Annotated in this window: 23 protein-coding genes; 9 read left to right on the top strand and 14 right to left on the bottom strand. The window is 41.7% G+C overall.

The annotated features are described in order from the left end of the window. Positions 1-12: 12 nt before the first annotated feature. The 8 genes from M1F05_RS09360 to M1F05_RS09325 all read right to left on the bottom strand — a co-directional run bounded on the left by M1F05_RS09360 (position 13) and on the right by M1F05_RS09325 (position 9,860). Entirely contained in the window at positions 13-1,425 is a 1,413-nt protein-coding gene (locus M1F05_RS09360; RefSeq protein ID WP_206084200.1) for a porin family protein, read from the bottom strand. Positions 1,426-1,514: 89 nt separating this feature from the next. After that, on the bottom strand, positions 1,515-2,255 hold the full coding sequence (locus tag M1F05_RS09355; protein ID WP_206084199.1) for a Slam-dependent surface lipoprotein: 741 nt from the start codon (positions 2,253-2,255) through the stop codon (positions 1,515-1,517). Between the two features lie 434 nt (positions 2,256-2,689). Then, positions 2,690-3,811, bottom strand: a complete 1,122-nt coding sequence (gene rnd, locus M1F05_RS09350; RefSeq protein ID WP_206084420.1) for a ribonuclease D — start codon at positions 3,809-3,811, stop codon at positions 2,690-2,692. 90 nt (positions 3,812-3,901) lie between these two features. Next, on the bottom strand, positions 3,902-5,590 hold the full coding sequence (gene fadD, locus M1F05_RS09345) for a long-chain-fatty-acid--CoA ligase FadD (RefSeq protein WP_206084198.1): 1,689 nt from the start codon (positions 5,588-5,590) through the stop codon (positions 3,902-3,904). A gap of 400 nt (positions 5,591-5,990) precedes the next feature. Continuing rightward, positions 5,991-6,164: an NAD(P)H-binding protein gene (locus M1F05_RS09340; RefSeq protein WP_206084197.1), complete on the bottom strand. Its 174-nt coding sequence runs from the start codon at positions 6,162-6,164 to the stop codon at positions 5,991-5,993. Between the two features lie 175 nt (positions 6,165-6,339). Further along, entirely contained in the window at positions 6,340-6,936 is a 597-nt protein-coding gene (locus M1F05_RS09335; protein ID WP_206084196.1) for a Slp family lipoprotein, read from the bottom strand. A gap of 214 nt (positions 6,937-7,150) precedes the next feature. Beyond that, a complete protein-coding gene (gene tsaB / locus M1F05_RS09330) occupies positions 7,151-7,849 on the bottom strand; it encodes a tRNA (adenosine(37)-N6)-threonylcarbamoyltransferase complex dimerization subunit type 1 TsaB (RefSeq protein ID WP_272516289.1) in 699 nt (232 codons plus the stop codon). A gap of 88 nt (positions 7,850-7,937) precedes the next feature. Beyond that, positions 7,938-9,860 (bottom strand): ATP-dependent DNA helicase, encoded by a 1,923-nt coding sequence (locus M1F05_RS09325; protein WP_206084194.1) that lies wholly within the window; start codon positions 9,858-9,860, stop codon positions 7,938-7,940. 151 nt (positions 9,861-10,011) lie between these two features. Here M1F05_RS09325 and M1F05_RS09320 point away from each other — a divergent pair, with 151 nt between their 5' ends. Further along, entirely contained in the window at positions 10,012-10,359 is a 348-nt protein-coding gene (locus tag M1F05_RS09320; RefSeq protein ID WP_206084193.1) for a RidA family protein, read from the top strand. Between the two features lie 217 nt (positions 10,360-10,576). Here the strand turns inward: M1F05_RS09320 and mdtI are convergent, their stop codons facing one another. Then, the gene (gene mdtI / locus M1F05_RS09315; protein WP_206084192.1) at positions 10,577-10,909 is read right to left on the bottom strand and encodes a multidrug/spermidine efflux SMR transporter subunit MdtI; all 333 of its coding nucleotides are present in this window, start codon (positions 10,907-10,909) and stop codon (positions 10,577-10,579) included. Between the two features lies 1 nt (position 10,910). Then, complete coding sequence (gene mdtJ / locus M1F05_RS09310) at positions 10,911-11,339, bottom strand: multidrug/spermidine efflux SMR transporter subunit MdtJ (protein ID WP_206084191.1); 429 nt, start codon at positions 11,337-11,339, stop codon at positions 10,911-10,913. Positions 11,340-11,972: 633 nt separating this feature from the next. Here mdtJ and pdxK point away from each other — a divergent pair. Continuing rightward, complete coding sequence (gene pdxK / locus M1F05_RS09305) at positions 11,973-12,821, top strand: pyridoxine/pyridoxal/pyridoxamine kinase (RefSeq protein WP_206084190.1); 849 nt, start codon at positions 11,973-11,975, stop codon at positions 12,819-12,821. A 36-nt stretch (positions 12,822-12,857) separates the two neighbouring features. On the opposite strand, the gene M1F05_RS09300 is transcribed toward pdxK, so the two are convergent. Then, on the bottom strand, positions 12,858-14,165 hold the full coding sequence (locus tag M1F05_RS09300; RefSeq protein WP_206084189.1) for an NtaA/DmoA family FMN-dependent monooxygenase: 1,308 nt from the start codon (positions 14,163-14,165) through the stop codon (positions 12,858-12,860). Positions 14,166-14,281: 116 nt separating this feature from the next. On the opposite strand from M1F05_RS09300, the gene fepB reads away from it, so the two are divergent. From fepB to M1F05_RS09275, 5 genes are all read left to right on the top strand, one after another. Further along, on the top strand, positions 14,282-15,244 hold the full coding sequence (fepB, locus tag M1F05_RS09295; protein WP_206084188.1) for a Fe2+-enterobactin ABC transporter substrate-binding protein: 963 nt from the start codon (positions 14,282-14,284) through the stop codon (positions 15,242-15,244). After that, positions 15,207-16,253 carry a FecCD family ABC transporter permease gene (locus M1F05_RS09290; RefSeq protein ID WP_241016839.1) on the top strand — a complete coding sequence of 349 codons (1,047 nt, stop codon included), beginning with the start codon at positions 15,207-15,209 and terminating at the stop codon, positions 16,251-16,253. The genes fepB and M1F05_RS09290 overlap by 38 nt, the downstream gene beginning before the upstream one ends. Then, complete coding sequence (locus M1F05_RS09285; RefSeq protein WP_241016838.1) at positions 16,250-17,290, top strand: FecCD family ABC transporter permease; 1,041 nt, start codon at positions 16,250-16,252, stop codon at positions 17,288-17,290. The genes M1F05_RS09290 and M1F05_RS09285 overlap by 4 nt, the downstream gene beginning before the upstream one ends. 197 nt (positions 17,291-17,487) lie before the next feature. Continuing rightward, the gene (locus M1F05_RS09280; RefSeq protein WP_206084187.1) at positions 17,488-19,563 is read left to right on the top strand and encodes a TonB-dependent receptor; all 2,076 of its coding nucleotides are present in this window, start codon (positions 17,488-17,490) and stop codon (positions 19,561-19,563) included. A 73-nt stretch (positions 19,564-19,636) separates the two neighbouring features. Next, positions 19,637-20,419, top strand: coding sequence for an ABC transporter ATP-binding protein (locus M1F05_RS09275; RefSeq protein WP_206084186.1), 783 nt, complete (start codon positions 19,637-19,639; stop codon positions 20,417-20,419). 104 nt (positions 20,420-20,523) lie between these two features. Here the strand turns inward: M1F05_RS09275 and zwf are convergent, their stop codons facing one another. After that, entirely contained in the window at positions 20,524-21,999 is a 1,476-nt protein-coding gene (zwf, locus tag M1F05_RS09270) for a glucose-6-phosphate dehydrogenase (RefSeq protein WP_206084185.1), read from the bottom strand. 471 nt (positions 22,000-22,470) lie between these two features. Between zwf and M1F05_RS09265 the strand changes: the two genes are divergently transcribed. Further along, positions 22,471-23,316 (top strand): MurR/RpiR family transcriptional regulator, encoded by an 846-nt coding sequence (locus tag M1F05_RS09265; RefSeq protein ID WP_206084184.1) that lies wholly within the window; start codon positions 22,471-22,473, stop codon positions 23,314-23,316. A 199-nt stretch (positions 23,317-23,515) separates the two neighbouring features. Then, positions 23,516-24,958, top strand: coding sequence for a pyruvate kinase (pyk, locus tag M1F05_RS09260; RefSeq protein ID WP_206084183.1), 1,443 nt, complete (start codon positions 23,516-23,518; stop codon positions 24,956-24,958). 86 nt (positions 24,959-25,044) lie between these two features. Here the strand turns inward: pyk and M1F05_RS09255 are convergent, their stop codons facing one another. Both M1F05_RS09255 and M1F05_RS09250 read right to left on the bottom strand, forming a co-directional pair. After that, positions 25,045-25,473 carry a hypothetical protein gene (locus M1F05_RS09255; RefSeq protein ID WP_206084182.1) on the bottom strand — a complete coding sequence of 143 codons (429 nt, stop codon included), beginning with the start codon at positions 25,471-25,473 and terminating at the stop codon, positions 25,045-25,047. A gap of 136 nt (positions 25,474-25,609) precedes the next feature. Next, complete coding sequence (locus M1F05_RS09250; protein ID WP_206084181.1) at positions 25,610-26,629, bottom strand: fimbrial protein; 1,020 nt, start codon at positions 26,627-26,629, stop codon at positions 25,610-25,612. Positions 26,630-26,636: the final 7 nt, after the last annotated feature.

Here is a 26,636-nt window from a genome sequence, read left to right as displayed (position 1 = left end):
TTCCGGTGAAAATTAAAATTTCTTGGTGAAATTGACACCGACTTCACTTTGCTTAAAAGAATAAATAATATCCGCCTTACTTTTATTCACTTGGCTATTGAAATAAACTGAAGGCGTAAAACTTAATACTTTGTTATTATCAAAGGTCATTTGGGTATTTAAATATCCATTGTGGTCTTTTCTTTTTACATTTAAAAATGCATCAAACTGTTTGAAATTTGTTTGCTTGTAACCTAGAACAACAAGTAAATCACACAATTCAGTGACTTTTAAAAAACCAACTCTGACCCCATACTGTGAATAGCTATCACTATTGCGTTGTTTTTCCCTATTGGCGCCATGAATGCCCCCAAAAGCGATTAGCCGAGGGTTGATTAAATAGGTACCAACAATTGAATAAACCCATTTATCACCATCATTGAAACTATACTCGTGAGGGTAAGTTTTATTTTTATAATCGATATCACCTAAAAAGCTCACCTGGTGATTTAGCGTATACTCTGTCGCTATTTTCCCCCCTAGGCTTAAATTATAATATTGGTTATCATGCCACTTCGCCTCAACTGTAGGCTGTATACGGACTTTGGCGTTAGCGTCCTCATATTGATAACCCCCGCTAACAAATATATTCATTTTTCTAACCGTGACTGTTTTCATCGGTTCTACCCCAACCGCGCCCAATGATAATAACCCTGAATGGTTACCCACGAGAGGAAAACGCTTTGCTGATTTAATATAATAATGCCATTTTCCACCAGCGATAGATTGGTTGGTACTATTCATACACTTACCATGAAAACAGTGTGTTTCTCGGCTGTTTGATGCTTCATTTAAATTAAAATCATAACTCGAACCAAGTTTAATAGTGCCTTGCCAATGATTTTTATTTTTTAAATCTATTATTTGACGATTAATATAACCCGCGAGTTTTCCTGATATTTTATCCCCGTATTTATTTTGTACGCTTTGGTATAAAGATAGTGCCGACTCATAATGTTTAACATAAAGCAATGCTCGTGCGAGCTTTAATTCAACTAGCAACATATTAGGTTTCCGAGCCAAGATTTCATTATATAGCTTAATAGCATCACTATATTTTTTCTTTGAAATTGCCCTTTCAGAATAAATATACTTTACTAGTTCTTTGTCATGTTTTTGATGACTAATATAACCATTGATAATAGCATCTATTTTTTCGAATTCGTGTTTATGAACCAGATCATAAAGAATAAAACCAAGTTCGTCGATGCTTTTTTTGCTATTTTTCACATTATTTATTCCTAATTTATATTCTTTATTATTATAACTATTTAAAATATCAATAAGTTCCTCTTTCAATTTTGGCTCTGCAAATGCAGTAAGTTGAAAAATGAGCAACAATAAAATAATACATATTGAAAATATTTTTTTATTAAAAGCTAACATAAAGAAATCACCATTTTTTCGATAAAATAAAAAGTAGACAAAATTACTTTTGCCTACTTTTTTTTATCCAATTATATTTTCAGTAATTATTAGTCTTTCTGGCCACCAAATGCCGTATCTAATTCACGATTGTTGTCATAAGAAAGAATACCGGCCACTTGTTCTGCATTATCACCAAAGAATTGTCCCATGCTGTTACCATGATGTGTTTCATTGGCAATGGCAGTACCGCTAAATTTACCATCTTCTTCAATAGCCCCCATCATGGAGTGGTTATTCGTTCCTTCTAATGCACCTGTATATGACTTATCCGCAAAATTAGCATTAAACCAACCTGTCTGTTTTGCTTCACCCGCAAACTGGTTAACACCTGCTATGGTATAAGTCGCTTGGCCACTGGTTGGGACTTCTGTTGTTGCATTCGCACCAGAGAAATAAACCGTGTGCATTGCATCATCCGCTAAACCAGTTTGTGACCAGTCACCAAAATATACCTCGGCATCTGCAACCTGGCTAAATTGGAATTTGCCCATTCCGCCATGTGGGCTACCGCCGCTTTCCAAAATATAAACGTTATCTGGCTTTTGCGTTACTAAGTTTTTTAAGCCTGAAAATGAAATTGTTTTGCCTTCTCTCATAAAGCGAGAGCCGATACCCGGTGCGCCAATACTGCCAGCATGAGGCCCCATAGTTGATTGAGTTTTCCCGACAATAATATTTGTTTCATTAAATTCGTAACTTAAGCTTTGCTTTGATTCTGTTTCAGCCATAACACCAACAGAAAATACAGAGAAAGATACAGCGGCGGTAATTAATGATAATTTCTTCATTTGTGAATCCTTTTTCAACTGAAGTGTGAATTAAATAACGCGGTTAAAAAACACATTAAATAAAAGATTATTCTTTCCTTTAATATTCGAGATTCAGTATATGAAAATGATTTTCATTTACAAATGCGGGGGATATAATTCAAAATTATATTATTAGGCCATAAAGCAAAATAATCTTTTTATTTTTAGTGGGTTAATCAATAGCCCTACAACGCGTAACTTTATTTGTTGAGGCTTAAATAAAGTGTTAATTGAATTTTTAAGAGTAATTACAATTATTAGATGAAAATGGAATGATTATATTTATGAGTAAATGCGGTGGTGTTTTTACAAGCTCATTGAGGAATAATAAACATAAAAATAAAGTTGAGTAAAACAGACTTGGTTATTCTAATGATTAGGTACAAGAAGCGCCCTTCTTGTACCTTGATACGCTATACGCTTGCTAGTAATTTAGCTATGGGCTCTGCCAGTAATCGACCGCGCCAGCCTGTCAATAATTCAGGTGGCGTGGAGGAAGATTTAATTCCCCAGTGAATAGATAGTAGCTGATTTATTTGTCGCCTCGATGCTAATAGCTCTGCATTAAACTTTTCATTTTCAGCGATATCTTTAACCACTGCTTTAATTTCTTTAAAGACATTTTTATATTGGCTTTGTTCGGTAATATTCGCCACTGGTGCTGGGTATAGGCTTGGATCAAGCTTCTTAGCTTGCTCAACTATGCTTAGCAAACGCTTACCGTGACAACGAATCTCTTGTCCCGTCAAACCAAGGCTATCTAGCTCGCCAAGAGTGGTTGGTAGGAAACGTGCAACTTTCCACAGATGTTCTTCTTTTACGACAAAATTAATCGCCATATCCCGTGCTTTAGCTTGGTTCAAACGCCAATCGGCAAGTAATTGCAAGCATGCCAGTTGCTCATCACGTAACTGGCACGCATTGTGAATATTTAAGTAGGCTCTTTCGGGTTTCAGCAGTTTTTGGCGACGGGCAACCACACGCTGGCATTCGTCTTTAGCATCTTCTAAATACCCTGACTCCGTGACCTTCTGCATAAGAATTTCAGCTAATGGCAGTAAATACAGCACATCCGCGGTTGCATAGTCACATTGTTTCTCACTTAGCGGCCGCGCTAACCAATCTGTCCGTGATTCACTTTTGTCCAGCTCAATGCCAAGATGTTCTGCGACCAATGAAGCAAACCCACATGAAATTGGATAGCCCAGAAAAGCTGCAACCACTTGGGTATCAATCATCGGTTCGGGTACGCAGTCAAAATCATGCATAAACACTTCAAGGTCTTCACTCCCTGCGTGCAAGAATTTAAGCTGATTTGGATCCGTTAACAGCGCTTTAAAAGGGCTGAAATCAGATATTGAGAGTGGGTCAATCAATGAAACTTGCTTCCCATCATACAACTGTAGCAAACCTAATTGAGGATAATATGTTCTTGTACGAACAAACTCGGTATCCAATGCAAGCCAGGGTGCATCAATGGCGTCTTGGCATATTTGGGCTAGTTCGCTATCTGTGGTCACTAAACGATAATTCAAAACAAGTTTCTCTTTTTCTATTTTCATTACAGAGACGCCGGTATAAACCGGCGTCATCTATTCGTTATGTTTATACATTCTAAATCACTTTTAAGCAGGTGACTTATTTCTTTTCAATTTTTCTTCATCGCGCAAATCTTTACGGAGAATTTTCCCAACGTTTGATTTAGGCAATTCATCACGAAACTCAAATATTTTAGGGACTTTATACGCCGTTAATGAACGACGGCAAAATGTTTTTAGTTCATCCCCCGTCAAATTCGCATTTTTCGTGACAACGAAAACTTTCACTGCTTCCCCTGTACTTTCACTTGGTACGCCAATCGCCGCACATTCAATGACATCAGGGTGAGTTGCAATAACATCTTCAATTTCATTTGGATAAACATTAAAACCCGACACGATGATCATATCTTTTTTACGATCAACAATGCGGATATAACCTTCACTATCCATTTCTGCGATGTCGCCCGTGGCTATCCAGCCATCAATTATCGCCTCAGCGGTAGAGTCAGGACGATTCCAATAACCTTTCATCACCTGAGGGCCTTTTACCCACATTTCGCCAGGCTCACCCAGCGGAACCTCTTGACCTTCATCATTAAGAAATTTCACATCCGTGGATGGAACGGGTAAGCCAATACTACCACTATATGCCGTGAGATTATATGGATTCCCCGTAACTAGCGGAGAACATTCTGTTAAGCCATAACCTTCAAGAAGATGTTTACCTGTCAGCTTTTGCCATTTTTCAGCCACAGCCTTTTGCACTGGCATTCCACCGCCGACCGATAATCTTAAGCGCGAGAAGTCCAACTTTTGAAACTCTTCATTATGGATCCAAGCATTAAAGAGTGTATTAACCCCAGTAATTGATGTGATGGGATAACGACCAAGCTGTTTGACTGTATCAGGTACGTCCCGCGGATTGGTGATTAATAAATTAACTCCACCCACATTGATGAAAAGCAAGCAATTTACTGTAAGAGCAAAAACATGGTACAGCGGTAATGCAGTCACCACGAATTCCGCACCAAATTTCAATACAGGACCATACGCCGCTCTTGCTTGTTCTAGATTTGCTAACATATTGCGATGAGTTAGCATCGCCCCTTTAGCCACCCCTGTAGTTCCCCCAGTATATTGCAAGAAGGCTAAATCACTGCCTGCAATATTGGGTTTAATATATTGCATCCGATAACCGTAATGCATAGCACGACGGAACGAGATGGCATCGGGTAAATTGTATTTTGGTACTAAGCGTTTTACGTATTTAACGACAAAATCCACAATCGTCGCTTTCGGCCGTGAAAGTTGATCCCCCATACGGGTTAAAATCACGTGTTTAACTTTGGTGTTATAAACGATCTTTTCAAGAGTAGAGGCGAAGTTAGAGACAATCACAATCGCAGTTGTGCCGCTATCATTAAGCTGGTGTTCTAACTCCCTAGGGGTATAGAGTGGATTAACATTCACAACAACCATACCCGCACGCAATATTCCAAATAAAGCAATTGGGTATTGTAATAAGTTAGGCATCATTAAGGCAACGCGGTCACCCTTTTTAAGACCAAGCCCATTTTGTAAGTAGGCAGCAAAAGCGCGGCTTCTTTCTTCTAATTTCCGATACGTCATCACTGCCCCCATATTAATGAATGCAGGCTGATCGGCATATTGGGAAACTGCGTTTTCCAGTAACTCTGCTAAAGAAGCGAAGCGATCAGGATTGATTTCTTCCGGCACATCAGCAGGGTAATTTTTTAGCCAGATTTTTTCCAAAATGTTGCTCCTAAATTTAGTGAAGTTATTATACCCAACATCTCCTTTAACAAATTATTAACTCATTGTACCAGTTTGAAAAACAGACAATGTCAAGGTTGAGAGGTCTATCACTAAATAAATTTTGTTCCTTCAAGAAAAAACAAGGCGACATACGCCGCCCTGCTTTCTTAAATTTCGTTAATCAGATGTAAATCTGCATAAGTTATGCCTAATTATACACTGATATTGGCAAATTTTGGAGGTGTGTTCAGAAAATTCTGCAATCAATTCAGCTTGTAAGCGCAGAATTATAGGTGAATAAGGAATAAAATATTATTTGAATCACTTTTTACGTATTTATATCTAATGCTAATCGATAGATAACACCAAACAAATAATAAACGAAAGGGATCATGCATTATGTTGTCGGCTCAGTCACTTGACCCACAACGATATCATCCGCTGCCGCCACTAAATTTACCTGACCTGTATTTCTCACTAATGCTCTAACCCAATACCCTTGGCGCTTCAATTCACAAACAAGGTACTGGCCTAAGTACCCTGTTGCGCCAGCAACGAAGACTTTTTGCATTTTCTCTCCCGCGGACACACAGATCTTTCTCCCACAAATAAAGTGCATTATTGAAGAGAAAACCTGAAATGCCAACAATAACAACTATATTTATCACATCGTTATTATTATTTTTCCTGAAGGGGTAATTAAGCTGGCATATTGTACCCCTATGCCAGCTTTGGGAATATCTTGGTTATTCAGTGAGATAAGTATGGACTTGTGCGGGGCCACCTGGGTAGCCGTAACCATAACCCCATGGGTGGTTATAGTAGTACGGATCGCCATAGTAACCATAACCCCATGGGCCTGATGGCGGGATCATCACACTTTGCGCGACATTCCAGCGTTGAAAACCTGTAACATCAAGGGTGACATATTTATAAGGAACTTGCCCAACTTTCCCTTGCTGTTCTCCCGTCACTTTCCCAACAACAGTGACATAGCGGTTCGTAAAGTCACTTGGCTCACGAAAACCGTTAATATAGGCATAGATACGCCCAACTGACGGCGCATTGAGTTCTGGTGCTGCATCGTATTTGCTCAGTGCCATCACCGCAATTTCTAAACGTGTCCGTGTAGGCTCATTCGCTACTGCGAGGACTTTACCGCCAAAGCGTGCTTCCTGACCAATATACATTTCAGGGGCATTTTGAATGGATGTTAAGCTATCAGCGGGGTTTTGAACTGACCCTTGGATTGATGCAGGTATAGAAACGCACCCAGTTAGTGTTAATACACTGGCAACAAAAAGGCCTTTCAGTACATTACGGCAGTTCAATTCAATGTTCATAGACTACCTCCGATTAGCAACAGTATAAATTCAGGTCATACGGTTTAAAATAGTCTGTAGCAAAGAAGACACGATATGTTAAATTGGATAGATATAAATAGGATACTTATTAATCATAACCTATCTTTATGAATGATTCGATGTGTTTTTTATGCATTAAAAAAGGCTATCTGTTAAAAAATAGCCTATTATTTTGATCATGTCGTTGTTAGACTCATTCACGACCTGGCAGTTTTTTCCACGTCACTTCATTACGCAAATAGGTCGGTTCCACATTTTCAACAGCAATAGTTTTACCTTGAAGCCATAATTGTGCTGCAATCGGTAACATGTCTTGAGCATCAGGCAATGTTATTTGACTGTTCTTAATGGGTTCATCACCACTGAGTAAGGATGGGTATGCTTCCCAGCCTGTGCCTGCATAACTCCATTGCCCTGAAATACCTGCAAACTTACGTTTAAAATCATCAGGTAATAAGACAGCTTCCGTTTCTTCGCCTTGCCAAACACCTTCAGCAGTACGTGAATATTGCGCGCAATAGATTTCAGACATACGGGCATCTATCGCCACCAGCACGTTTGATTGACGGGTTGTGCGGAATACACCTTGCGCCAACGCCATCAATGATGACACGCCAATCATTGGTAAATCAGCCCCTAATGCTAAGCCTTGAGCGATACCTACCCCAATACGTACTCCAGTAAAACTTCCTGGCCCGCGACCAAAAGCTAACGCATCCAGTTGATTAAGAGTGACTCCCGCTTCAGTTAACACTTCTTCTACCATTGGTAAAACTTTTTGCGTGTGTTCACGAGGCGAAATAGCAAAACGTGAGATAATATCGTCACCACATAATAGTGCGACGGAACAGGCTTCAGTTGCTGTATCGACAGCAAGAATACGACTCGACATGCCTAAACTCCGGCAAATTAACAGATTTCAATTGAAAGATGCGGCTTATAGTAGCATAAACCGCCGATAGGATCGCAGAAAAACACAGTTATTTCTCGGCTGCTAGCGCGCTTTTTTCTGCTAGAAAATTTATCGCTTTGGTTAGACTGCGTGTTCGTGGCGAAGGCGGTAAGCTACGCAAAAACACTTCACCATAAGGGCGCGTTACTAAGCGATTATCACAAATCACTATCACACCGTAGTCACTGGTATCACGAATTAAACGCCCCACCCCTTGTTTTAACGTGATCACCGCATCTGGTAACTGCACATCCGCAAACGGATCACCACCTCTTAGCTCACAATCCTCAATACGAGCTCTTAAAAGTGGGTCATCAGGCGCAGTAAAAGGCAGTTTATCGATAATCACACAGGTTAACTCATCGCCGCGCACATCGACACCTTCCCAGAAGCTACTCGTTGCGACTAAGACTGCATTGCCTGCCGCAATAAACTGTGCAAGTAGTTTGTTTTTACTGCTCTCGCCTTGCACCATAACGGGCAAAGTCAACGAGGCTTTAAATTCCTCAGCCAGCTCTCGCATCATTAAGTGAGACGTACAGAGGAAAAAACAGCGCCCCTGATTTTTCTCGATAAGTGGCCGCAACATTGTTGCTAGTTTCTGTGCAATTCCCCGTTGATTTGGTTCAGGTAAAAAACGCGGGACACACAACATCGTTTGGCTTTCGTAATCAAAGGGGCTGGCTAACAACAACGTTTTCGCTTTAGTGAGCCCTAAACGGTCAGTAAAGTGGCTCAATTTTTCATTCACAGACAGCGTGGCAGAGGTAAATACCCAGCTCGCTGGCGTACCCGCTATCATTTCGCTGAATTTATCTGCAACGGTAAGTGGCGTTAACGCCAATAAAAAGTGACGCCCATAACTTTCAAACCAATAACTGTAACCTGGAATTGTGACATCTTTTAATCGATTCAAACGATTACGATAAACGGTAACACGTTCAAAGATAGAGTCTAAACTTTGGGAACGTCCTAGCGAGGTTTTGATTACTTCATAGCAAAGTTCCAAGGAATCATCGAGTAGTGTTAGAGCTCGTTGGACTTCATTTAACTTTAACAAATCACGCAGATTTCCACGGAAACTGTTTTCCCCCAGATTTAAACGAAAATCTAAAGTACTCTGTGTAAGCCTATCGGCACTTTTTTGCAGTTGAACCTGGTCTTTTAGTTCCGTGCGATAGGCCATTATCATATCGCGAGCAAGGTCGAGTAATTGGCGGCTACTCAGCTGCTGGCCAAAATATTGACTAGCAATATCAGGAATTTGGTGGGCTTCGTCGAAAATCATTACTTCGGCTTCTGGGATCAACTCGCCAAAACCTGTGTCTTTAACAACGCGATCAGCCATAAACAGGTGATGGTTAACGACCACAACATCCGCCTCTAAGGCTTTACGACGCGCTTTTAACACAAAGCATTCTTGATAACGCGGGCAGTCACTGCCAAGGCAGTTATCATTGGTGCTAGTCACTAAAGGCCATACAGGGCTGTCTTCTGCAATGTCATGGCAAGTACTGGTATCACCTAGCTCAGATTCGATAGACCAACTGCGTAATCGCACAACGGCTGATAGAATTTCAGGTTCTAAACTCCCGCCACCTAATGATTGCTGGTCTAATCGTTCTAAACACAAGTAGTTCGAGCGCCCTTTAAGTAAAGCCGTACGCCCAGTGTAATTCATGGCATTAATAATGGTTGGCAGGTCACGATGATAAAGTTGGTCTTGCAGTGCTTTTGAGCCCGTAGAAACAATCACTTTTTTGCCACTTCTTAGCGCAGGCACTAAATACGCGTACGTTTTCCCTGTTCCAGTCCCTGCTTCTGCAACTAAAACCTGTTGTTGTTCAATAGCTTCAGTGACTGCATTAGACATTGTCACTTGTGCAGCGCGAGGTTGAAAGCCTGAAATTGTTTTAGCCAAAAAGCCGTCAGAGGAAAAGTCGTCGCGCACTACAGAAACCTATTCATTAGCAAAAATAAGACGCTCACTTTACCATGAGTTATGGCTCTGTGCTGTTCTAATTGTAGTTTCAGTGATCAAGCGATTTTCATCCCGCTCGCAAGCTGTTATTCTTGAACAGAATAAATAATAAGGAATAATTATGACTATTAAACGTATTGACCCCGATAATCGTTGGTCGGAAGCTGTTATTCACAATAATGTGATTTATTACACCAGTGTTCCCGAAAATTTGGATGCCGATATTATCGCTCAAACCGCTAACACACTTGCCGCGATTGATGTGATGTTAGAGCGTGTCGGCTCTGATAAAAGTAAAATTCTAGATGCCACTATTTTCCTAGCGGATAAAGCCGATTTTGCGGGTATGAACCAAGCATGGGACGCGTGGGTTGTTGCAGGTAGCGCCCCCGTTCGTTGCACTGTTCAAGCTCTGTTGATGAAACCCGAGTACAAGGTTGAAATCAAAGTTGTTGCGGCAATTGACTAAGTCAATTTCTTCATAGAAAAAAGGGCTACCATTTTTGGTTAGCCCTTTTTTGTTAGATCCGCCGTGCGAACAGCGATACATTTACACACATTCATGCGCTAAATAGTTTGTGGTGTCGCTAAGCGGCAATCGCGCTAATCCCAAGGAGCATACAATAGTATGTGACTTGGGTTAGCAAGTGCAGCCAACAACGCTACAACACAAAATATGACGCACATTAAGACATCTTAATCAACACCATTCCTAACAACAGTAACACTATTCCACCCCAGCCTTTATAATTCAGGCGTTGATTAAACAGTATCCACCCTGCTGCTACTGTCGCGATGATCCCGAAAGCTCCCCAGAGCGCATAAGCGATGGATAGCTCGATACCTTTTACTGCTTGTGCAAGAGAGCTAAATGCCCCAAGTACGGCCAACAGCGAGAGTATCCCTAGCCAATATCGTTTAAAGCCATTCGACATTTTTAACAAGATATTCGCTATAATTTCCAATATCACCGCTAAGATCAAAAACGCTGCATGCCACCATTCAAAATGACTGGCCATATTACGCCTCCGACTTAGCTTCGCGTCCAACTAAGGCACTTGATTTAGCTGCGTTGACCGCATGTTGAGTGGCCTGTTTTACTTTTTGAGCCGATCCACGAACTGTCGCTTTTTTGGTTCCTGATTTAATCAGGCCAATACCAGTGATCAATAATACCAACCCACCTATTTTCATAGGTGATAATGTTTCACCAAACCACATAACACTAAAAGTGGTAATGAACAAAATACCGATACCTTCCCAAAGAGCGTAGGCAACACCTAATGCAACTTTTTTCACTGCGATGGCGAGAAGAATGTAAGAAGTGGCTATCATCACGTACATGACCACCATGCCAGTGAAATCGCCGCTCACACTGGCGTGCTTCATTGATAAGGTACCAATAACTTCAGTTACGATAGCTAATATTAAAAATATCCAATAAATCATTATAATATCTCTCTATGTACAGCCGCGTCATAGCCTGTTTTTTGTACAGATCATGCAAACAAAAAGCGTTAACGCAGTTGTTGAAAATTCAAATAAAAACAATACGATGCTGAATTTATTCAGCGAAATGAATAATCGAGAGAGACGCTATAATGCACCACACCAGTAGTGTTCACTGGAAAGGATAGCTGAAAGGAAAAGCCTATGTGTCGTTCTTTTTTGGGACTTGCTGATCTTGCCGCTAGTTGAGCTAAGCATGATATCTTATTCTTTTCATCAGGCGGACATCCACCCAATTTACTCCGAACCCTCATGTTGATAGTTGATTACACACTATTTTTAGCATGCCATTTTTATTAAGTCAATGAATATAAACACATTTTGTATTGAATAAAAATATGCATAATTATTCATTAATATGCTAATTAACCCTTGAATTAATGACTAGCAGGCGAATAACCAAGCGTTTGTGGTAAATTTCCCATCGAAATTTTTTGATGAAAAATTATAATTTCACCACTTTTTCTTCTCTCATTACTACATCACCGTGCTATTTGATCTTTAACATTGACAACCTAGTTGAACAAGCTTCTTATAGTAGCTATATGATTGACATACATCTAAGAGAGCGTCATGAGCACCTTTAGTCTTACCTCTAACAGTTTTCAAAATGCCGTGGATTCAACACCATTACCTTATGATGTCGTATCCATTCAATCACAAGTGATTTATGGCAGTGTCGGTAACAGCATCGCCGTCCCTGCACTGACAAAACAAGGGTTGCGCGTCGCGGCGGTCCCAACTGTTGTTCTTAGCAATACCCCTCATTATGCCACTTGTTATGGCGGCGAATTACCCGGTGAATGGTTTCGTGGCTATTTAAACGGCTTTGTTGAACGCGGCAGTTTAGATTCCGTTAGGGCCATTTTAACAGGCTACTTGGGCTCACCGGAGAAAGCACAAGACTTAGCTAACTGGCTAGCTCGCGTTCGTGAAACGTTCCCAAACCTGCCAGTTATTGTTGACCCTGTGATGGGCGATGAGGATAGCGGGTTTTATATTCCCCCTGAAATTGCCGAAGTTTATCGTGATCACGTTATCCCTTTAGCGACAGGGATTATTCCAAATAAATTCGAACTCATGACCTTAAGTGGCAAACACATTGATACCTTGGATGATGCAATAGCCGCTGCACGTAGTTTATTGCGAGGGAACACACAATGGGTAATCATCACCAGTGCTTTCCAACCCGATGAAGATAATATTGAGGTCGTTTGTGTCACCAAAGGGGATGTCGCAGTGATCCGCCACAAACGTTACCCTGTCACACCAAAAGGGACGGGTGATTTGTTTGGTGCAGAACTTACAGCGCAGCTATTAGCTGGGTTATCCGTTCCTGACGCCGCAAAAATGGCCTGCTTACGCATAGAACAAGCGATTATCCACATGGCTGCTACTGGCCGCAGTGAACTCGTATTGTAATGCTCAATAGGCCTCATCTGAGGCCTATTGGTTTCATCACCCGACACTTTGTAAGCGCTCCCATAACGTTTGTTGTTGGTAATTTGCCCTGAATATCCCTTTTTCGACTAATTTAGGGACCACTTGTTCGAGAAATAACGTTAATGATTGTTCTGAACCACATGGCAAAGCGATAAAACCATCGCAAGCTTGTTTGTCTGTCCACCTCTCAATTTCATCAACTAAATCACTCACCGTACCAATCACCCGCCAATGTGAAGAGCCATTGACCTCTGGAGCGGATAACAGCATTTGGATCGTAGGTTGGTGCTGGCAAATATAACGCCTTAATAACTGAGCATGCGTTTGGCTATATGGCGCTTCGGTAGCTTCAGGTAGCATTTCGGGCGTGATCACGGTGTCAATTGGTAGCTGGCTTAGGTCTAAATTAATTAATGATTCTATATAACGGAATTTAGTTCGTGAGTCCGCATTGGCGTGAGTTTGTTCAAACAAACGATAAGCTTCTTCCCGACTGTCGGCTAAATAAAAACTCAAACCTGGTAATACCTTAACCGCATTAGGTTCCCGCCCTGCACTTACAACACGGCGCTGAATGTCCTGATAAAATTCTATTGCACAGTCAATATCCGGTGTGGCGGCAAAAATACCATCCGCAACAGCAGCGGCAAAATCACGCCCTGCAGGTGATGCTCCCGCTTGAAAATAGGGAATAGGCTGCGAATAAGCAGGAATATTCAGTGGGCCTTCCACATTAAAATAGCGCCCTTGGTGGTTAATTTGTTGGATAGATGAACCGCTGTAGCGACTTTCACTGGATTGATATTGATCTGGTTGGCTATTGGGATGGCTTGCCCATAGAGCTTCAACAACAGCCGTAAATTCTTTGGCAATTTCATAGCGCTCCTCTGAATCCGGTAACGTTTTCAAGCCAAAATTTTGCTGACCTTTGAGCGCAGTGACAATATTCCAACCTACTCGACCATTAGTTATCCAGTTTAGAGACTGTAACTGTCTCGCAGCAATATAAGGTGGGTAAAATAAGGCCGAAATCGTGGAAACAAAACCAATGTGATTTGTTGCATGCGCAATTGATGCTATCAATAAAGATGGGTCTATTCCGCCAAAAGCTGGGGCTTGGTTTCCTTTATCGATATTCAAAAACTGGGCATCTGGTCGAAATAAAAAATCCAGTTTTGCCGCCTCTGCGCGTTTGGATAGCGCAATATAATAACTGGGGTTCAGAATAGCTTCTCGTTGGTTAGGATCTTGTTTGGCACTTTGCGTACTTACCCAAGTTGGTGACAGTGATAGGCCAATACAAATCGTTTTTTGTGTTCTCACTCGCATTTTCCCTTAATGATCACTTCAATACTTGTTGTTAATGATATTGGTTATGATTATCATTAACAACAATATTTAATCTATTAATAACAGCCTGTTTTGTTTGGAAAACTGCCATGTTAAAAACATTTGTCTGCGCTATCACACTATTCTCTACCCTGAGTGTTTCAAGCATCGTTTCGGCAACCGCCCTTGTCGGCGCTGATAGCCAGTCATGGCCTAGAACCTTTACCAGTGTGGATGGTTCTATGGTCGAAATAAAAAGTAAACCAACGCGTATTTTATCCGCCTCTGTTTCAATCACTGGTACATTGCTCGCCATTGATGCGCCAGTGATAGCTAGCTCCACCACGGCAAACGGGCAATTTTTTGCACAATGGGACGCTATTGCAAAACAAAAAGGCGTTGAAAAGTTATGGTCTGCTGGCAGTGTGGACTTGGAAATGGCCTATGCTGTCGCACCTGATTTAATTGTCGTGTCCATAAATGGCGGTGATACTGTTTACCCACAAGTTTCACAACTTCAACAAATTGCACCAACGATTGTATTAGATTATGGCAAACAAGGTTGGGAGAGTCTGGCCCTGCAATTAGGGCAAGCTACAGGGCAAGAAAAAGCCGCCACCGACCTCTTAGAGGGTTTCGATAAATTTATCGAAGAAAGTAAAAGCCAATTACAGCTTCCTGATGGCGAAGCAAATATTATTGCCTATTTTGGCCCCGGAACAGTTAACCCCGTTTCGCTAAAAACTAGTCCTCACGCCATCTTACTGCAGCAACTTGGGTTTAGCATTGAAAGTGCGCCTTCTGAATGGCAGCCGAAAGATAAACCTGTCTCTGACTTTGTTTGGGCACAATATGAGCACCTGACCCAACTGAATGCGCCAACCACTTTTTTATTACGTGGAACCGATAAAGAAGCGCAAAACTTTATGGCAGACCCGATCCTCGCCAATCTCAATGCAGTCAAAAATAAGCAAGTTTATGGCCTAGGTGCAAATTCATTCCGTGTTGATTATTACAGTGCGCAAGAAATAATTAATGACATTGTTGCGCGTTTTAAAAAGCATGAGTCCTGATATGCCATTAACGCGAACTTCCCTAAAATTGCCAGTGGTTATTTGCTGCTTATTATTAGTCACTTTTGCCATTATTAGCCTTGGTGTTGGTAGCCGTTCTGTTGCTATTTCAACGACTTGGCAAGCTTTCACTCATTTTGATAACACAAGTAGTGAACACTTGTTAGTTCGCTACCTGCGTTTTCCTAGAACCTTACTTGCGATTGTCATTGGTATTGCTCTTGGTGCCGCGGGGACACTAATGCAAGCAATAACACGTAACCCTTTAGCTGATCCGGGCCTGTTTGGCATTAACGCAGGGGCAATGGTTGCTATCGTTCTGGTTATCGCATTCACAGGTATCACCGATGTGACAATTTATATGTGGTTCGGTCTACTGGGTGCGGGTATCGCAGGCGTAATTGTGTATCTTTTAGCCGGAGTCCGCCAAGGCTTGAACCCCATTCGGATGGTGTTGTCCGGTGTTGCTCTCTCGATTGTTTTGCTCGCTATCACGCACATGGTGACCGTAAATAGTGATGAACAGGTATTTGACCAATTTCGCCACTGGGTTGTCGGTTCATTGCAAGGTCGGGGTTTTGATGTCCTTTTTCCGATCAGCGGTCTGGTTTTGATAGGTTGTGCGATTGCCTTATCCCTGACGAGAGCATTGGATGTGGTCATTTTAGGTAATGACCTAAGCCATTCTCTTGGCGCAAACCAAAACCGAGTCTGGCTTCTTTCTGCCGTAGCCATCGTATTACTCGCAGGGAGCGCAACGGCTGCCGTTGGGCCAATTAGTTTTTTGGGACTGACTGCGCCTCACTTTGCTCGCTCTCTGGTTGGTAGTGACTACCGACGTATATTGCCAATGTCAATGTTACTCGGTGCGACCATTCTGCTCATTGCCGATTGTACTGGCCGAATCATTGGCACACCTGGGGAAATCAGTGCTGGTATCATGATCTCTTTAATTGGCGGGCCTTTCTTTATTTATCTGGTTAGACGCTGGCGGATTATTACGCTATGAAAAACAAAAATAACTTCAAAACCCTGCATTTTCGCCGCTATTCTTGGGTAATTTCCACCAGAGACACGGTGATATGTGGTTTATTACTGTTGATCATAACTATGCTTTCATTTTGGGCGGTCACAACAGGCAAATTCTCTATTGCGTTACCGAACCTTATCAATATTTTAATGGGTGAAGAACAGGGCACCATCCAACAAAAAATCGTCATGGATATTCGCTTACCTAGGTTATTAACCGCTATCGGCGTCGGTGCTGCACTTGGGGTTTCCGGGGCGATATTTCAATCTATATCACGTAATGTTTTAGGTTCACCCGACGTTATTGGCTTCACAACAGGGGCTGCAACGGGCGCATTGTTACAAATTATCATTTTCAATGGCAGCGTCCCTGCCATTGCCTTTTCAACTATCTTTGGCGGATTAACCACTGCTTTAGTCGTCTATGTTTTATCCCTAAAACAGGGAAAGATGTCAGGCTATACACTGATCCTAACCGGTATTGGTGTCGGGGCAATATTGCATGCTTTTAATGCGTTATTATTAGTGAAAGGCAATATTGATAATGCCACGATTGCGAATCTGTGGCTTGCTGGCTCGTTAAATGCACGCACATGGCTACATGTTTACCCTGTTTTTATCGGCCTATTGATTTTGTTACCTTTCATTATGGTACACGCAAAATCACTCACATTAATGGAAATGGGTGATGATATGGCACAGCAACTTGGTGTCAATGTCGCACGGGTAAGATGGATGATGATTTTCAGTGCTGTCCTGCTCGCCTCATTAGCTACGGCCTGTGCAGGTCCAATTGCCTTTGTTGCCTTAGCTGCCCCTCAACTTATTGTCCGTTTAAGCCACTCAGGCCAACTGCCTATTATCGGTTCTGCCTTGATGGGCGCTGTGCTGCTAATTTGTGCAGATACCCTTTCTCAGCAACTCCCTTTTGGTTTAACCCTACCCGTTGGATTAATGACTGGGATCATTGGAGGGTTATATTTGCTTTGGTTACTAACACGCAGCTCACATCTTTAAATATTAATGATTATTATTATGTTTATGTAATGATAATCATTATATATAATAAAACTAACAATAATAAGCTACGTAATTTTATTTCTATTTCAATGGGCTATTAGGAATGGTAATAGTTCATTTTTCGTCACTGGCAAGTAGTGAATGCATCTCATCAATCGTCTTATTACATGCTCATAGCATGAAGGAAAAGATTAATGTCTGATGTTCCAGCTATTAATATAAAAAGAAAATCAATAACAACGATGGTACAAGCTGCTTTATTTAGTACCCTTTGGGTCGCTATTCCACAAGCGTATGCAGCTGATACCGAATCGACTTCGCAAAGCAATAAAAAGCGTGAAAACCACAGTGACGTATTAATTGTGACAGGGGAAAAACTGAATAAATCAATATATGACACTGGTTCCAGTGTCACTGTGTATGATTTTAAACAAATTGAAGCTATCCCCAATGCCGATGTCAATACGCTGTTGCAGATGACACCCAATATCGTTGATACCGGAAACAGCAATGCCTTACCCGCTATTCGAGGCGTGGACGGCTCAGGCCCTGCACAGGGTGCAATTGCCTTCCTTGCCGGCACGCGGCCACGAGTTAATTTTTCTGTCGATGGCCGTTCCTTTACTTACAATGAATTTGGATATGGTGCACAGTCTTTATGGGATGTTGACAGCGTTGAAATTTTCCGTGACCCACAAAGCTACGTACAAGGGCGAAATGCCATTGCAGGGGCTATTTTAGTCAAAACTTTAGACCCGACATTTTATTGGGAAGGTGCAGTAAAAGGGGGCCTCGGCCAACAAGGTTTTCAACAAACTGCTGCCATGGTTTCTGGGCCGTTAATTGATGATAAACTCGCTTTTCGTTTTACGGTAGAAAAACAAGAGCGTGAAAGCTTTACCAAAATGGATAGCTACTCCCCTGTCGGTAATCCACGTGATATTGAGTCAACCACCGTTCGTAGCAAATTATTATACGAACCCCTCGATATGCCTGAATTTAAAAGTAAATTAACATTCTCACATATGGATAGCCGTTCGCCACAAAATGAAGCTAATATGGCGAAAAATTTAGCACCAGAAGCCCCTTCTCGTTTCCGACCTGTTATCGAGCGCAAAACCACCAGCGGTATTTGGAATACCTCATGGGAAGCCAATGAAAATTTAACGTGGGAAAATACGCTAATCTATACGGGGTTCACTACCCACCGTCGAACAAAAGCACCAACACCGCGCGCAGACATTGATGCCAAAGAATTTGAATTAGAACCAATGCTGCGATTTAAAACCGATAACGACATTCTCAATGGGATCGTCGGTGTGCGCTATTTCCATGGTAAACAAGATGAGTTTGTCGATTTATTTGGTGGCAGTTACTTTGATGATAAAACAGAAACTGCTTCCGCTTATGGGTCTGTCACCTATGCAGTAGTTCCCGAAGTTGATATTACTTTATCAGGGCGATTTGAACGAGAGCAGCATACTCGTAAAGGTGGAAGCCCCGCGGTATATATCGACTTCGATGAAACCTATAACACCTTCTTACCCAAAGCCGATTTTGCATGGAAACCCGCTCAAAACCAGACGGTTGGGTTCGCAATTGGACGAGGTTATAACGGGGGTGGTGCAGGGGTAACCCTTGGAAAACCAATCGTCACCTATACATATTCCCCTGAATACGTGTGGAACTATAGTTTGTATGGTCGTAATAGCTTATTGGATAACAAGCTATCAATCATGACCAACCTGTTCTACAACGATTACAAGGATATGCAATTACCCTTTTATTTAGGGCCCAATTCGACCACGATTCGTAATGCAAAGAAAGTCGAAACCTATGGTGCTGAATTTAGCGTTGCCTATCAGCCCGTTGAGTCATTAGAACTCAATACCGGACTCGGTTTATTGCGAACCAATATTAAAGACTTTGGTAATAGTGGAATCGAAGGTAAAGAACTCGCCCGCGCCCCTAATTACACTGCAAATGTAGGTGCAAAATACCAATTAACTCCATCCATTGATATCAGTGGTAATGTGCAGTTCTCTGGTGATTACTTCTCGCAAGCTAATAACAATGAAACATCCAAAATAGACTCATTTTGGGTTGCAAACCTGCAATTAGGCTATGACTTTAAGTGGGGACGTGCGACGGTATTTGCCCAAAACCTGTTTGACTCGGATAAACGTATTTTGATCCCAGATAACAACATTGAAACCGCGATTTATCAACGCCCTAGAATGTTAGGTGCAACAATGGAACTGCGTTTCTAAAATTACTTTTAACGTCAACAAATAGAGGTGTAGGTAAAACGCACCTCTTATTTTAATAGCACAATGAAATTATATGAATAATAATAGTCGGTTACAAACCCATGCATTAACGCTCGGTTATCATGACGTCCCTATTTGCCATGATATATCATTAATAATCCCTGATAACCAAGTGACTGTCATCATTGGGCCTAATGGGTGTGGTAAATCCACTTTACTGCGCAGTTTATGCCGTTTGTTAACGCCACGCTCCGGCTATGTTTCCCTTGACCAGCAACCATTGTCAACCTATTCGACTAAAACATTAGCTCAACAAATAGCCTTGTTACCACAAACAATGCAAGCGCCATCAGGTATCACGGCCATGGACTTAGTGGCTAGAGGCCGCTTTCCTCATCAAAGCTTAATGCACCAGTGGCGTAATGAAGATAAACTCGCGGTTACTGAAGCGATGCAACTGACTGGTATTACTGAATTTGCTGATACCCCTGTCGAATCGTTGTCCGGAGGGCAACGCCAGCGCGTTTGGGTTGCGATGATCCTCGCCCAGCAAACAGAAATTATCCTGTTAGATGAGCCAACTACCTACCTTGATATTGCTTATCAAATAGAGTTACTCAATATTTTTCAGAGTTTAAACCAGCAACAAGGCCGTACTATTGTCACCGTACTGCATGACCTCAATCAGGCTTGCCGTTATGCAGACAACCTCGTGGTCATGGTAAAAGGCTCGATTGTTGCCCAAGGCAAGCCTCAAGATATCGTCAACGCTCAATTAATTAAGCAAGTATTTGATGTCAATTGTTTAATTACGCCTGACCCTATCACCCACACCCCAATGATAGTGCCTTATTAAGTCGATTTTTATGCAAAAAAAAAAGCCCCACCTGTAAGATGACCAATTTATTGGGTCACTTCAAGATGAGGCTTAACTGCAATGAATAACTGTTTTACCTATAATTATTCAAATTCATTCCAAGAACGGCCATCGCGAGCAATCATTGCAACAGAAGCAATTGGCCCCCAGGTTCCCGCTTGATATGGTTTTGGTGCTTCGTTATCCATTGCCCATGCATCCATGATAGAATCAACAAATTTCCATGCTTCTTCAACTTCATCACGACGTACGAATAACGCTTGGATACCACGCATTGCTTCAAGCAGTAGACGCTCATAGGCATCGGCTAGATGAGTTTGATTAAAGGTTTCAGAGAAACTTAAGTCCAATTTAGTGGTTTGCAAACGGTGTTTATGATCAAGGCCTGGAGCCTTATTCATAATTTCGATATCAATCCCTTCATCTGGCTGCAAACGGATAGTCAGTTTGTTTTGTGGTAAATCTTGATAGCTTTCAGAGAAAATATTCAGTGCAGGCTTTTTAAAGTACACAACCACTTCTGAACATTTTGCTGGTAGGCGCTTACCTGTACGTAAATAGAAAGGCACACCCGCCCAACGCCAATCGTCGATATCCACACGTAGCGCAACGAATGACTCCGTCATACTCTGCTTGTTAGCCCCCTCTTCCTCGAGGTAGCCAGGGACTTTTTTACCTTGAACAAAACCAGAGGTGTATTGCCCACGCACTGCTTTTTCACGCACATTGGTATGGTCAATACGGCGTAATGAGCGCAACACTTTGACTTTCTCATCACGAATACGGTCAGTGGTTAAATCGGCAGGTGGCGACATGGCAATCATCGTCAGAATTTGCAGTAAGTGGTTTTGAATCATATCGCGCATTTGACCTGCTTGGTCAAAATAGCCCCAACGGCCTTCAATCCCAACTTCTTCTGCAACAGTAATTTGCACATGGTCAATCGTACGATTATCCCAGTTGTTGATAAACAACGAGTTTGCAAAACGCAGCGCTAACAGGTTTAAAACTGTTTCTTTGCCTAAATAGTGGTCAATACGATAAACTTGGCTTTCGTCAAAGTATTTCGCTACTTCATTATTGATTTCTTGAGAAGATTCCAAATCAGTACCTAATGGTTTTTCCATCACGACACGGTTTGGTTTTTTGTTTAATTTTGCGTGACCAAGACCTTGGCACATTGCACCGAATGTGCTTGGTGGCATGGCAAAGTAATGAATAGCTGGGTGTGAATCTTGCTTTAGCATATCCGCTAAACGCACAAAACTGTCTGTTTCGTTAACGTCTAAATTACAGAAATCTAAGCGGGCACTGAGTTTTTCCCACAATGCTGAATCGAGTTCTTCTTTTAAGAATTTGTCTAACGCTTCTTTAACGAATTCGACATAATCAGCTTGTGTCCAATCTGCACGGCCTACGCCGATAATTCGTGTGTCAGGGTGGATGTAACCCGCCTTTTCCAACTGATATAAAGAAGGAAGCAGCTTACGACGCGCGAGATCTCCCTTGGTACCGAAAATAATTAAGTCACAAGCTTGAGCAGCATTATGTACCGCCATATTGGTTCTCCTCAATTTGCGGAATCTAAGACCTAACTAGGATAGGCCTTATTGTAATTTTGTTAAAATTAGCCCTAATTCCGCTAATGTACCCTGTTGCTAGTGCTCAGTAAATCTTCATGATACTGATCACAGTTTTTATGCTGAAAAAAGCAGCATATCATTGTTCTTAACTGCCATTATACACTTTATGTCATCCTACCCGTAAAACTAACTCGAAAACTGAAAGGAGCCAGCTTCCGTAATAAAATGACAAAAAATGAGGTCAACTTACTGAGGTGAAAATTAGATACGCTTCAAAGTTTACAAAAAAGCTGCCGTTTATCACCTGCATTCAGATAGCCTACTTACCGCACATAGTATATTTTCACTCTAAGTGATTGCCTCACGACAGCCAGCTTATAATGAAACATAACATAGCGTGATGGCAGAAAAATTTCTCCTTTTGATGAAATAGGCGCTTTTGCTATTATGAATATTTTAGAACAAATGAAAACCAGCCTCGATTTTTTAAGCAAATCGGAGAAAAAAGTGGCTGAAGTGATTTTAGGGATGCCACAGCGCGCTATTCATCTGAGTATCGCAACCCTTGCTCAATTAGCTGATGTCAGTGAACCTACAGTTAACCGATTTTGCCGGAAGATGGATACCAAAGGGTTTCCCGATTTCAAACTTCGCCTCGCCCAAAACTTGGCTAATGGCACCCCCTACGTTAATCGACATGTAGAAGAAACGGATACAGTAAACACCTATACACACAAAATTTTTGAATCCGCGATGGCAGGTCTTGATCATGTGAAACATACGCTTGACATCGGCGCAATTAATCGAGCTGTTGACTTACTCACCCAAGCACGAAAAATTAGTTTTTTTGGCTTCGGCGCATCCGCTGCCGTCGCTCACGATGCAATGAATAAGTTTTTTCGCTTTAATATTCCTGTCATGTATTTTGATGATATTGTCATGCAACGTATGAGCTGTATGAATAGTACTGAAGGGGACGTCATTGTGCTCATTTCCCATACTGGGAGAACAAAAGCCCTTGTTGAGATGGCTCAATTAGCCCGACAAAATGATGCAACGGTCATCGCTATCACTTCAGAAAATGCCCCTCTGGCACAAGCCGCTTCATTATCTATCATTATTGATGTCCCTGAAGATACTGATATATACATGCCGATGGTTTCTCGAATGGCGCAACTTGCTGTTGTTGATGTATTAACAACTGGATTTACGTTAAGAAGAGGTGAAAAATTTAGAGATAACTTGAAGCGTGTCAAAGAAGCCTTACGCGATTCGCGGTTTGATAACGTCTAAAGCTAAAACTGACAGGATAAAATGTCTTTCTGTGCTCATCGGACTTTAATAGTTTTACAGACCTGATAGCATTAAGAAATTTGCAGTATATAATAGCTGTGCTCGTGTCAGCATCCCTATTTGCAGTAAACAGGTTTCGAAATGGAGTGAAATGGTTTCACTCTTTTATCAACACCATTACAGGTCAACGGAGTCATACATGTCTAGACGGCTTAGAAGAACTAAAATTGTTACAACTCTTGGTCCAGCTACTGATCGTGATAATAACCTCGAAAAAATTATCAATGCAGGTGCCAATGTTGTTCGCCTTAACTTCTCCCACGGAACTCCAGAAGACCATCAGCTACGTGCTAACAAAGTGCGTGAAATTGCCGCTCGTTTAGGTCGCCATGTTGCGATCCTCGGTGATTTGCAAGGTCCTAAAATTCGTGTTTCTACGTTTAAAGACGGTAAAGTATTCTTAAATATCGGTGATAAATTCATTCTTGATGCAAACTTAGGCAAAGGTGAAGGTGACCAGCAAAAAGTCGGCATCGACTATAAAGGGTTACCTGCTGATGTCGTTCCTGGTGATATCCTGCTACTTGATGATGGGCGTGTTCAATTAAAAGTCCGTGAAGTACAAGGTTTGCAAGTCTTTACGGAAGTAACCGTTGGCGGCCAATTATCAAATAATAAAGGTATCAATAAATTAGGTGGTGGCCTTTCTGCTGAAGCGTTAACAGACAAAGATAAAGAAGATATCAAAACTGCCGCTAAAATTAATGTCGACTACTTAGCAGTTTCTTTCCCACGTTCAGGGGAAGATTTAGATTATGCGCGTCGTTTAGCGCGTGACGCAGGTTGTGAATGCCAAATCGTAGCGAAAGTTGAGCGTGCAGAAGCCGTTGCAAATGACCAAGTTATGGATGAAGTTATCCTTGCCTCTGACGTTGTTATGGTCGCTCGTGGTGACTTAGGCGTGGAAATTGGTGATCCTGAACTCGTTGCTGTCCAGAAAAAGCTAATCCGCCGTTCACGTCAATTAAACCGTGTCGTTATCACTGCAACCCAAATGATGGAGTCAATGATAACAAACCCAATGCCAACACGCGCAGAAGTCATGGATGTGGCGAATGCAGTGTTAGATGGCACGGATGCGGTGATGTTATCCGCAGAAACCGCCGCGGGTCAGTACCCAGCAGAAACCGTTGCCGCCATGGCACAAGTTTGTTTTGGCGCAGAAAAAATGCCTGGTTTAAATGTGTCTAAACACCGTTTAGATGCTGAATTTAGCAGCCCTGAAGAAGCCATCGCGATGTCAACGATGTACGCAGCTAACCATCTGAAAGGGGTAAAAGCAATTATTGCGATGACTGAATCAGGTCGTACCGCCCGTATGATGTCCCGCATCAGTTCTGGCTTACCTATTTTCGCTATGTCACGTCACGAAAAAACACTGAACCAGTGCTCATTGTATCGCGGCGTTACCCCTGTTTTCTGTAGCACACACACTGATGGTATTGAAGCTGCAGCTGAGGCCGTCACTCGCTTACGTGATAACGGCTATTTAATGAGTGGAGACATCGTCCTCGTGACCCAAGGTGACCTGATGGGTACAGTAGGAAGCACTAATACTTGCCGTATCTTAGAAGTCGAATAATCTTCCCTCTGTGTTCAACTGAGCGGAATTAGGTTATCGAACATAAAAGGCAGCGGTTATTCGCTGCCTTTATCATATCCGTATCATCAAGCTTTTGCCTTCTTCCACTTGGCAAACGCATCGCTAATTATTACGGCAATTTTATCGTAATTTTCCCAACTATTTTCAACATGATAAGTAGACGGTAAATCACTTTGTAAAACACGTTCATAATCATCGAAGTACCCACCTTCTTCTGCCCCGTAATAAAACTCAGTGAACGCATTACCTTCATCGTTTAAATCTTCACTGATAAATTTTTCATCACACATAGAAATTAAGAATTCGCGACCATCCATTTTTCGTGCTTTAACTAACTCAACTTCATCTTCCGATTCTTCAAGGTGAAACTCACCAACTAAATTATTTTGAATGATCCAAGTCAGGTAAAAACCAATGTGCGTTCCACCATTTTCAGTAGGAAGCCCTTCAGGGTAATCGCCTCCATAGTGCCAATCCATACGATCAATTGCCATTGTCTTTTACACCTTCATTATTATTTATCAACGACCATTACTATACAGGGTTAAATTCATTTAATTGATAGGAAATTTGGCATAAAACAGTGTGCTTCTGCATTTAGTTGTTTGCTAAATACAGAAGCTACCATTGCTAATGATATTGTAGATTAAACTGTAATGTGCCATTCGCTTTGCCTGTTTTCGTTGCAGATTGTGTTTGTATATAGGCGGCTTCTAAAGGAATATTATATAACCCTGCACTGCTATTTTTTTCGACTAAAGTCATCAGCTGATTCAATTTAATTGGCTCGCCTTTATATTTAACTTGAATAGCATAACCTTGCGCGGTATTGATGTCGCTTAAGTCATTCAATGCAATAGCCCCTGGTGTTTGGCTCGCATCTTGTGTTCCGATAAACGTTACCCTAATTGCCGAAATAGGGTCACAATCGAGTTGTATTTGAAGATTTTTCTGACTCTCTGGACTCGTTGACCCCACGCCTGAAAAAGTTGTTTTGCTAACATTTCCAAAAGGAACATCAATATTTTTATTTTTCACTTCGCACCCGCTTGAAACTACCTTTACCGGACCCATCATGACTCGCGGCTCCGTTTTTCCATATGAATCAGACGTAATAAAACCATTGTTGTACAAAATAAGCATTGCAGCCTCAATACTGGGTAATGTTTGTGTTGTAACATTTTCACCCACTTTATAAAAATCTGCTCTTAACTGTACGGAATAGGATGCTGAAGATGAATTAACACCACAAATCATTCTATTGCTGATATTTCCATCTTTAGTATTCACGCCGTCAACATATGCATGTCCTGAACAAGGGCTTGTCACTGTGCCATGAAGCGCATAGCCTACACCTGAGCTGTTGATCTCTCTCACATAACCAACACCAGGGATTTTTATTGATGTAGCTGAAAGCCCTGTAAGATAAATTCCCACTTCTGTTCGACCTGTTACATTCCACCAAACCCACGGTGTGTAACCTCCCAAATCGACCGAATCAATAAAACTGCCAACAGGCAAAGTTCGAGGCACATAAAGTGTTTTTGCTACATCTTTTGTTCTTGTCGCAAATTCAGCTCTATATTCTGCGAAACCAGATTGTGAATATAAAAGCGCAGGAATACAGAATATTAAACCTAATTTTTTCATGATAACT

It is taken from the genome of Providencia sp. PROV252 (assembly GCF_033676005.1).
GTDB lineage: Bacteria > Pseudomonadota > Gammaproteobacteria > Enterobacterales > Enterobacteriaceae > Providencia > Providencia vermicola.
The sequence above is the reverse complement of the archived record's forward strand: the minus strand, read 5'-3'. Positions and strand labels throughout refer to the sequence as shown.

What these genes read in the sequence shown, in the direction of transcription:
- M1F05_RS09360 (WP_206084200.1), bottom strand. Translation starts at nt 1,425, where the DNA reads ATGTTAGCTTTTAATAAAAAAATATTTTCAATATGTATTATTTTATTG.
- M1F05_RS09355 (WP_206084199.1), bottom strand. Translation starts at nt 2,255, where the DNA reads ATGAAGAAATTATCATTAATTACCGCCGCTGTATCTTTCTCTGTATTT.
- M1F05_RS09340 (WP_206084197.1), bottom strand. Translation starts at nt 6,164, where the DNA reads ATGCAAAAAGTCTTCGTTGCTGGCGCAACAGGGTACTTAGGCCAGTAC.
- M1F05_RS09335 (WP_206084196.1), bottom strand. Translation starts at nt 6,936, where the DNA reads ATGAACATTGAATTGAACTGCCGTAATGTACTGAAAGGCCTTTTTGTT.
- tsaB (WP_272516289.1), bottom strand. Translation starts at nt 7,849, where the DNA reads ATGTCGAGTCGTATTCTTGCTGTCGATACAGCAACTGAAGCCTGTTCC.
- M1F05_RS09320 (WP_206084193.1), top strand. Translation starts at nt 10,012, where the DNA reads ATGACTATTAAACGTATTGACCCCGATAATCGTTGGTCGGAAGCTGTT.
- mdtI (WP_206084192.1), bottom strand. Translation starts at nt 10,909, where the DNA reads ATGGCCAGTCATTTTGAATGGTGGCATGCAGCGTTTTTGATCTTAGCG.
- mdtJ (WP_206084191.1), bottom strand. Translation starts at nt 11,339, where the DNA reads ATGATTTATTGGATATTTTTAATATTAGCTATCGTAACTGAAGTTATT.
- pdxK (WP_206084190.1), top strand. Translation starts at nt 11,973, where the DNA reads ATGAGCACCTTTAGTCTTACCTCTAACAGTTTTCAAAATGCCGTGGAT.
- fepB (WP_206084188.1), top strand. Translation starts at nt 14,282, where the DNA reads ATGTTAAAAACATTTGTCTGCGCTATCACACTATTCTCTACCCTGAGT.
- M1F05_RS09290 (WP_241016839.1), top strand. Translation starts at nt 15,207, where the DNA reads ATGACATTGTTGCGCGTTTTAAAAAGCATGAGTCCTGATATGCCATTA.
- M1F05_RS09285 (WP_241016838.1), top strand. Translation starts at nt 16,250, where the DNA reads ATGAAAAACAAAAATAACTTCAAAACCCTGCATTTTCGCCGCTATTCT.
- M1F05_RS09280 (WP_206084187.1), top strand. Translation starts at nt 17,488, where the DNA reads ATGTCTGATGTTCCAGCTATTAATATAAAAAGAAAATCAATAACAACG.
- M1F05_RS09275 (WP_206084186.1), top strand. Translation starts at nt 19,637, where the DNA reads ATGAATAATAATAGTCGGTTACAAACCCATGCATTAACGCTCGGTTAT.
- zwf (WP_206084185.1), bottom strand. Translation starts at nt 21,999, where the DNA reads ATGGCGGTACATAATGCTGCTCAAGCTTGTGACTTAATTATTTTCGGT.
- M1F05_RS09265 (WP_206084184.1), top strand. Translation starts at nt 22,471, where the DNA reads ATGAATATTTTAGAACAAATGAAAACCAGCCTCGATTTTTTAAGCAAA.
- pyk (WP_206084183.1), top strand. Translation starts at nt 23,516, where the DNA reads ATGTCTAGACGGCTTAGAAGAACTAAAATTGTTACAACTCTTGGTCCA.
- M1F05_RS09255 (WP_206084182.1), bottom strand. Translation starts at nt 25,473, where the DNA reads ATGGCAATTGATCGTATGGATTGGCACTATGGAGGCGATTACCCTGAA.
- M1F05_RS09250 (WP_206084181.1), bottom strand. Translation starts at nt 26,629, where the DNA reads ATGAAAAAATTAGGTTTAATATTCTGTATTCCTGCGCTTTTATATTCA.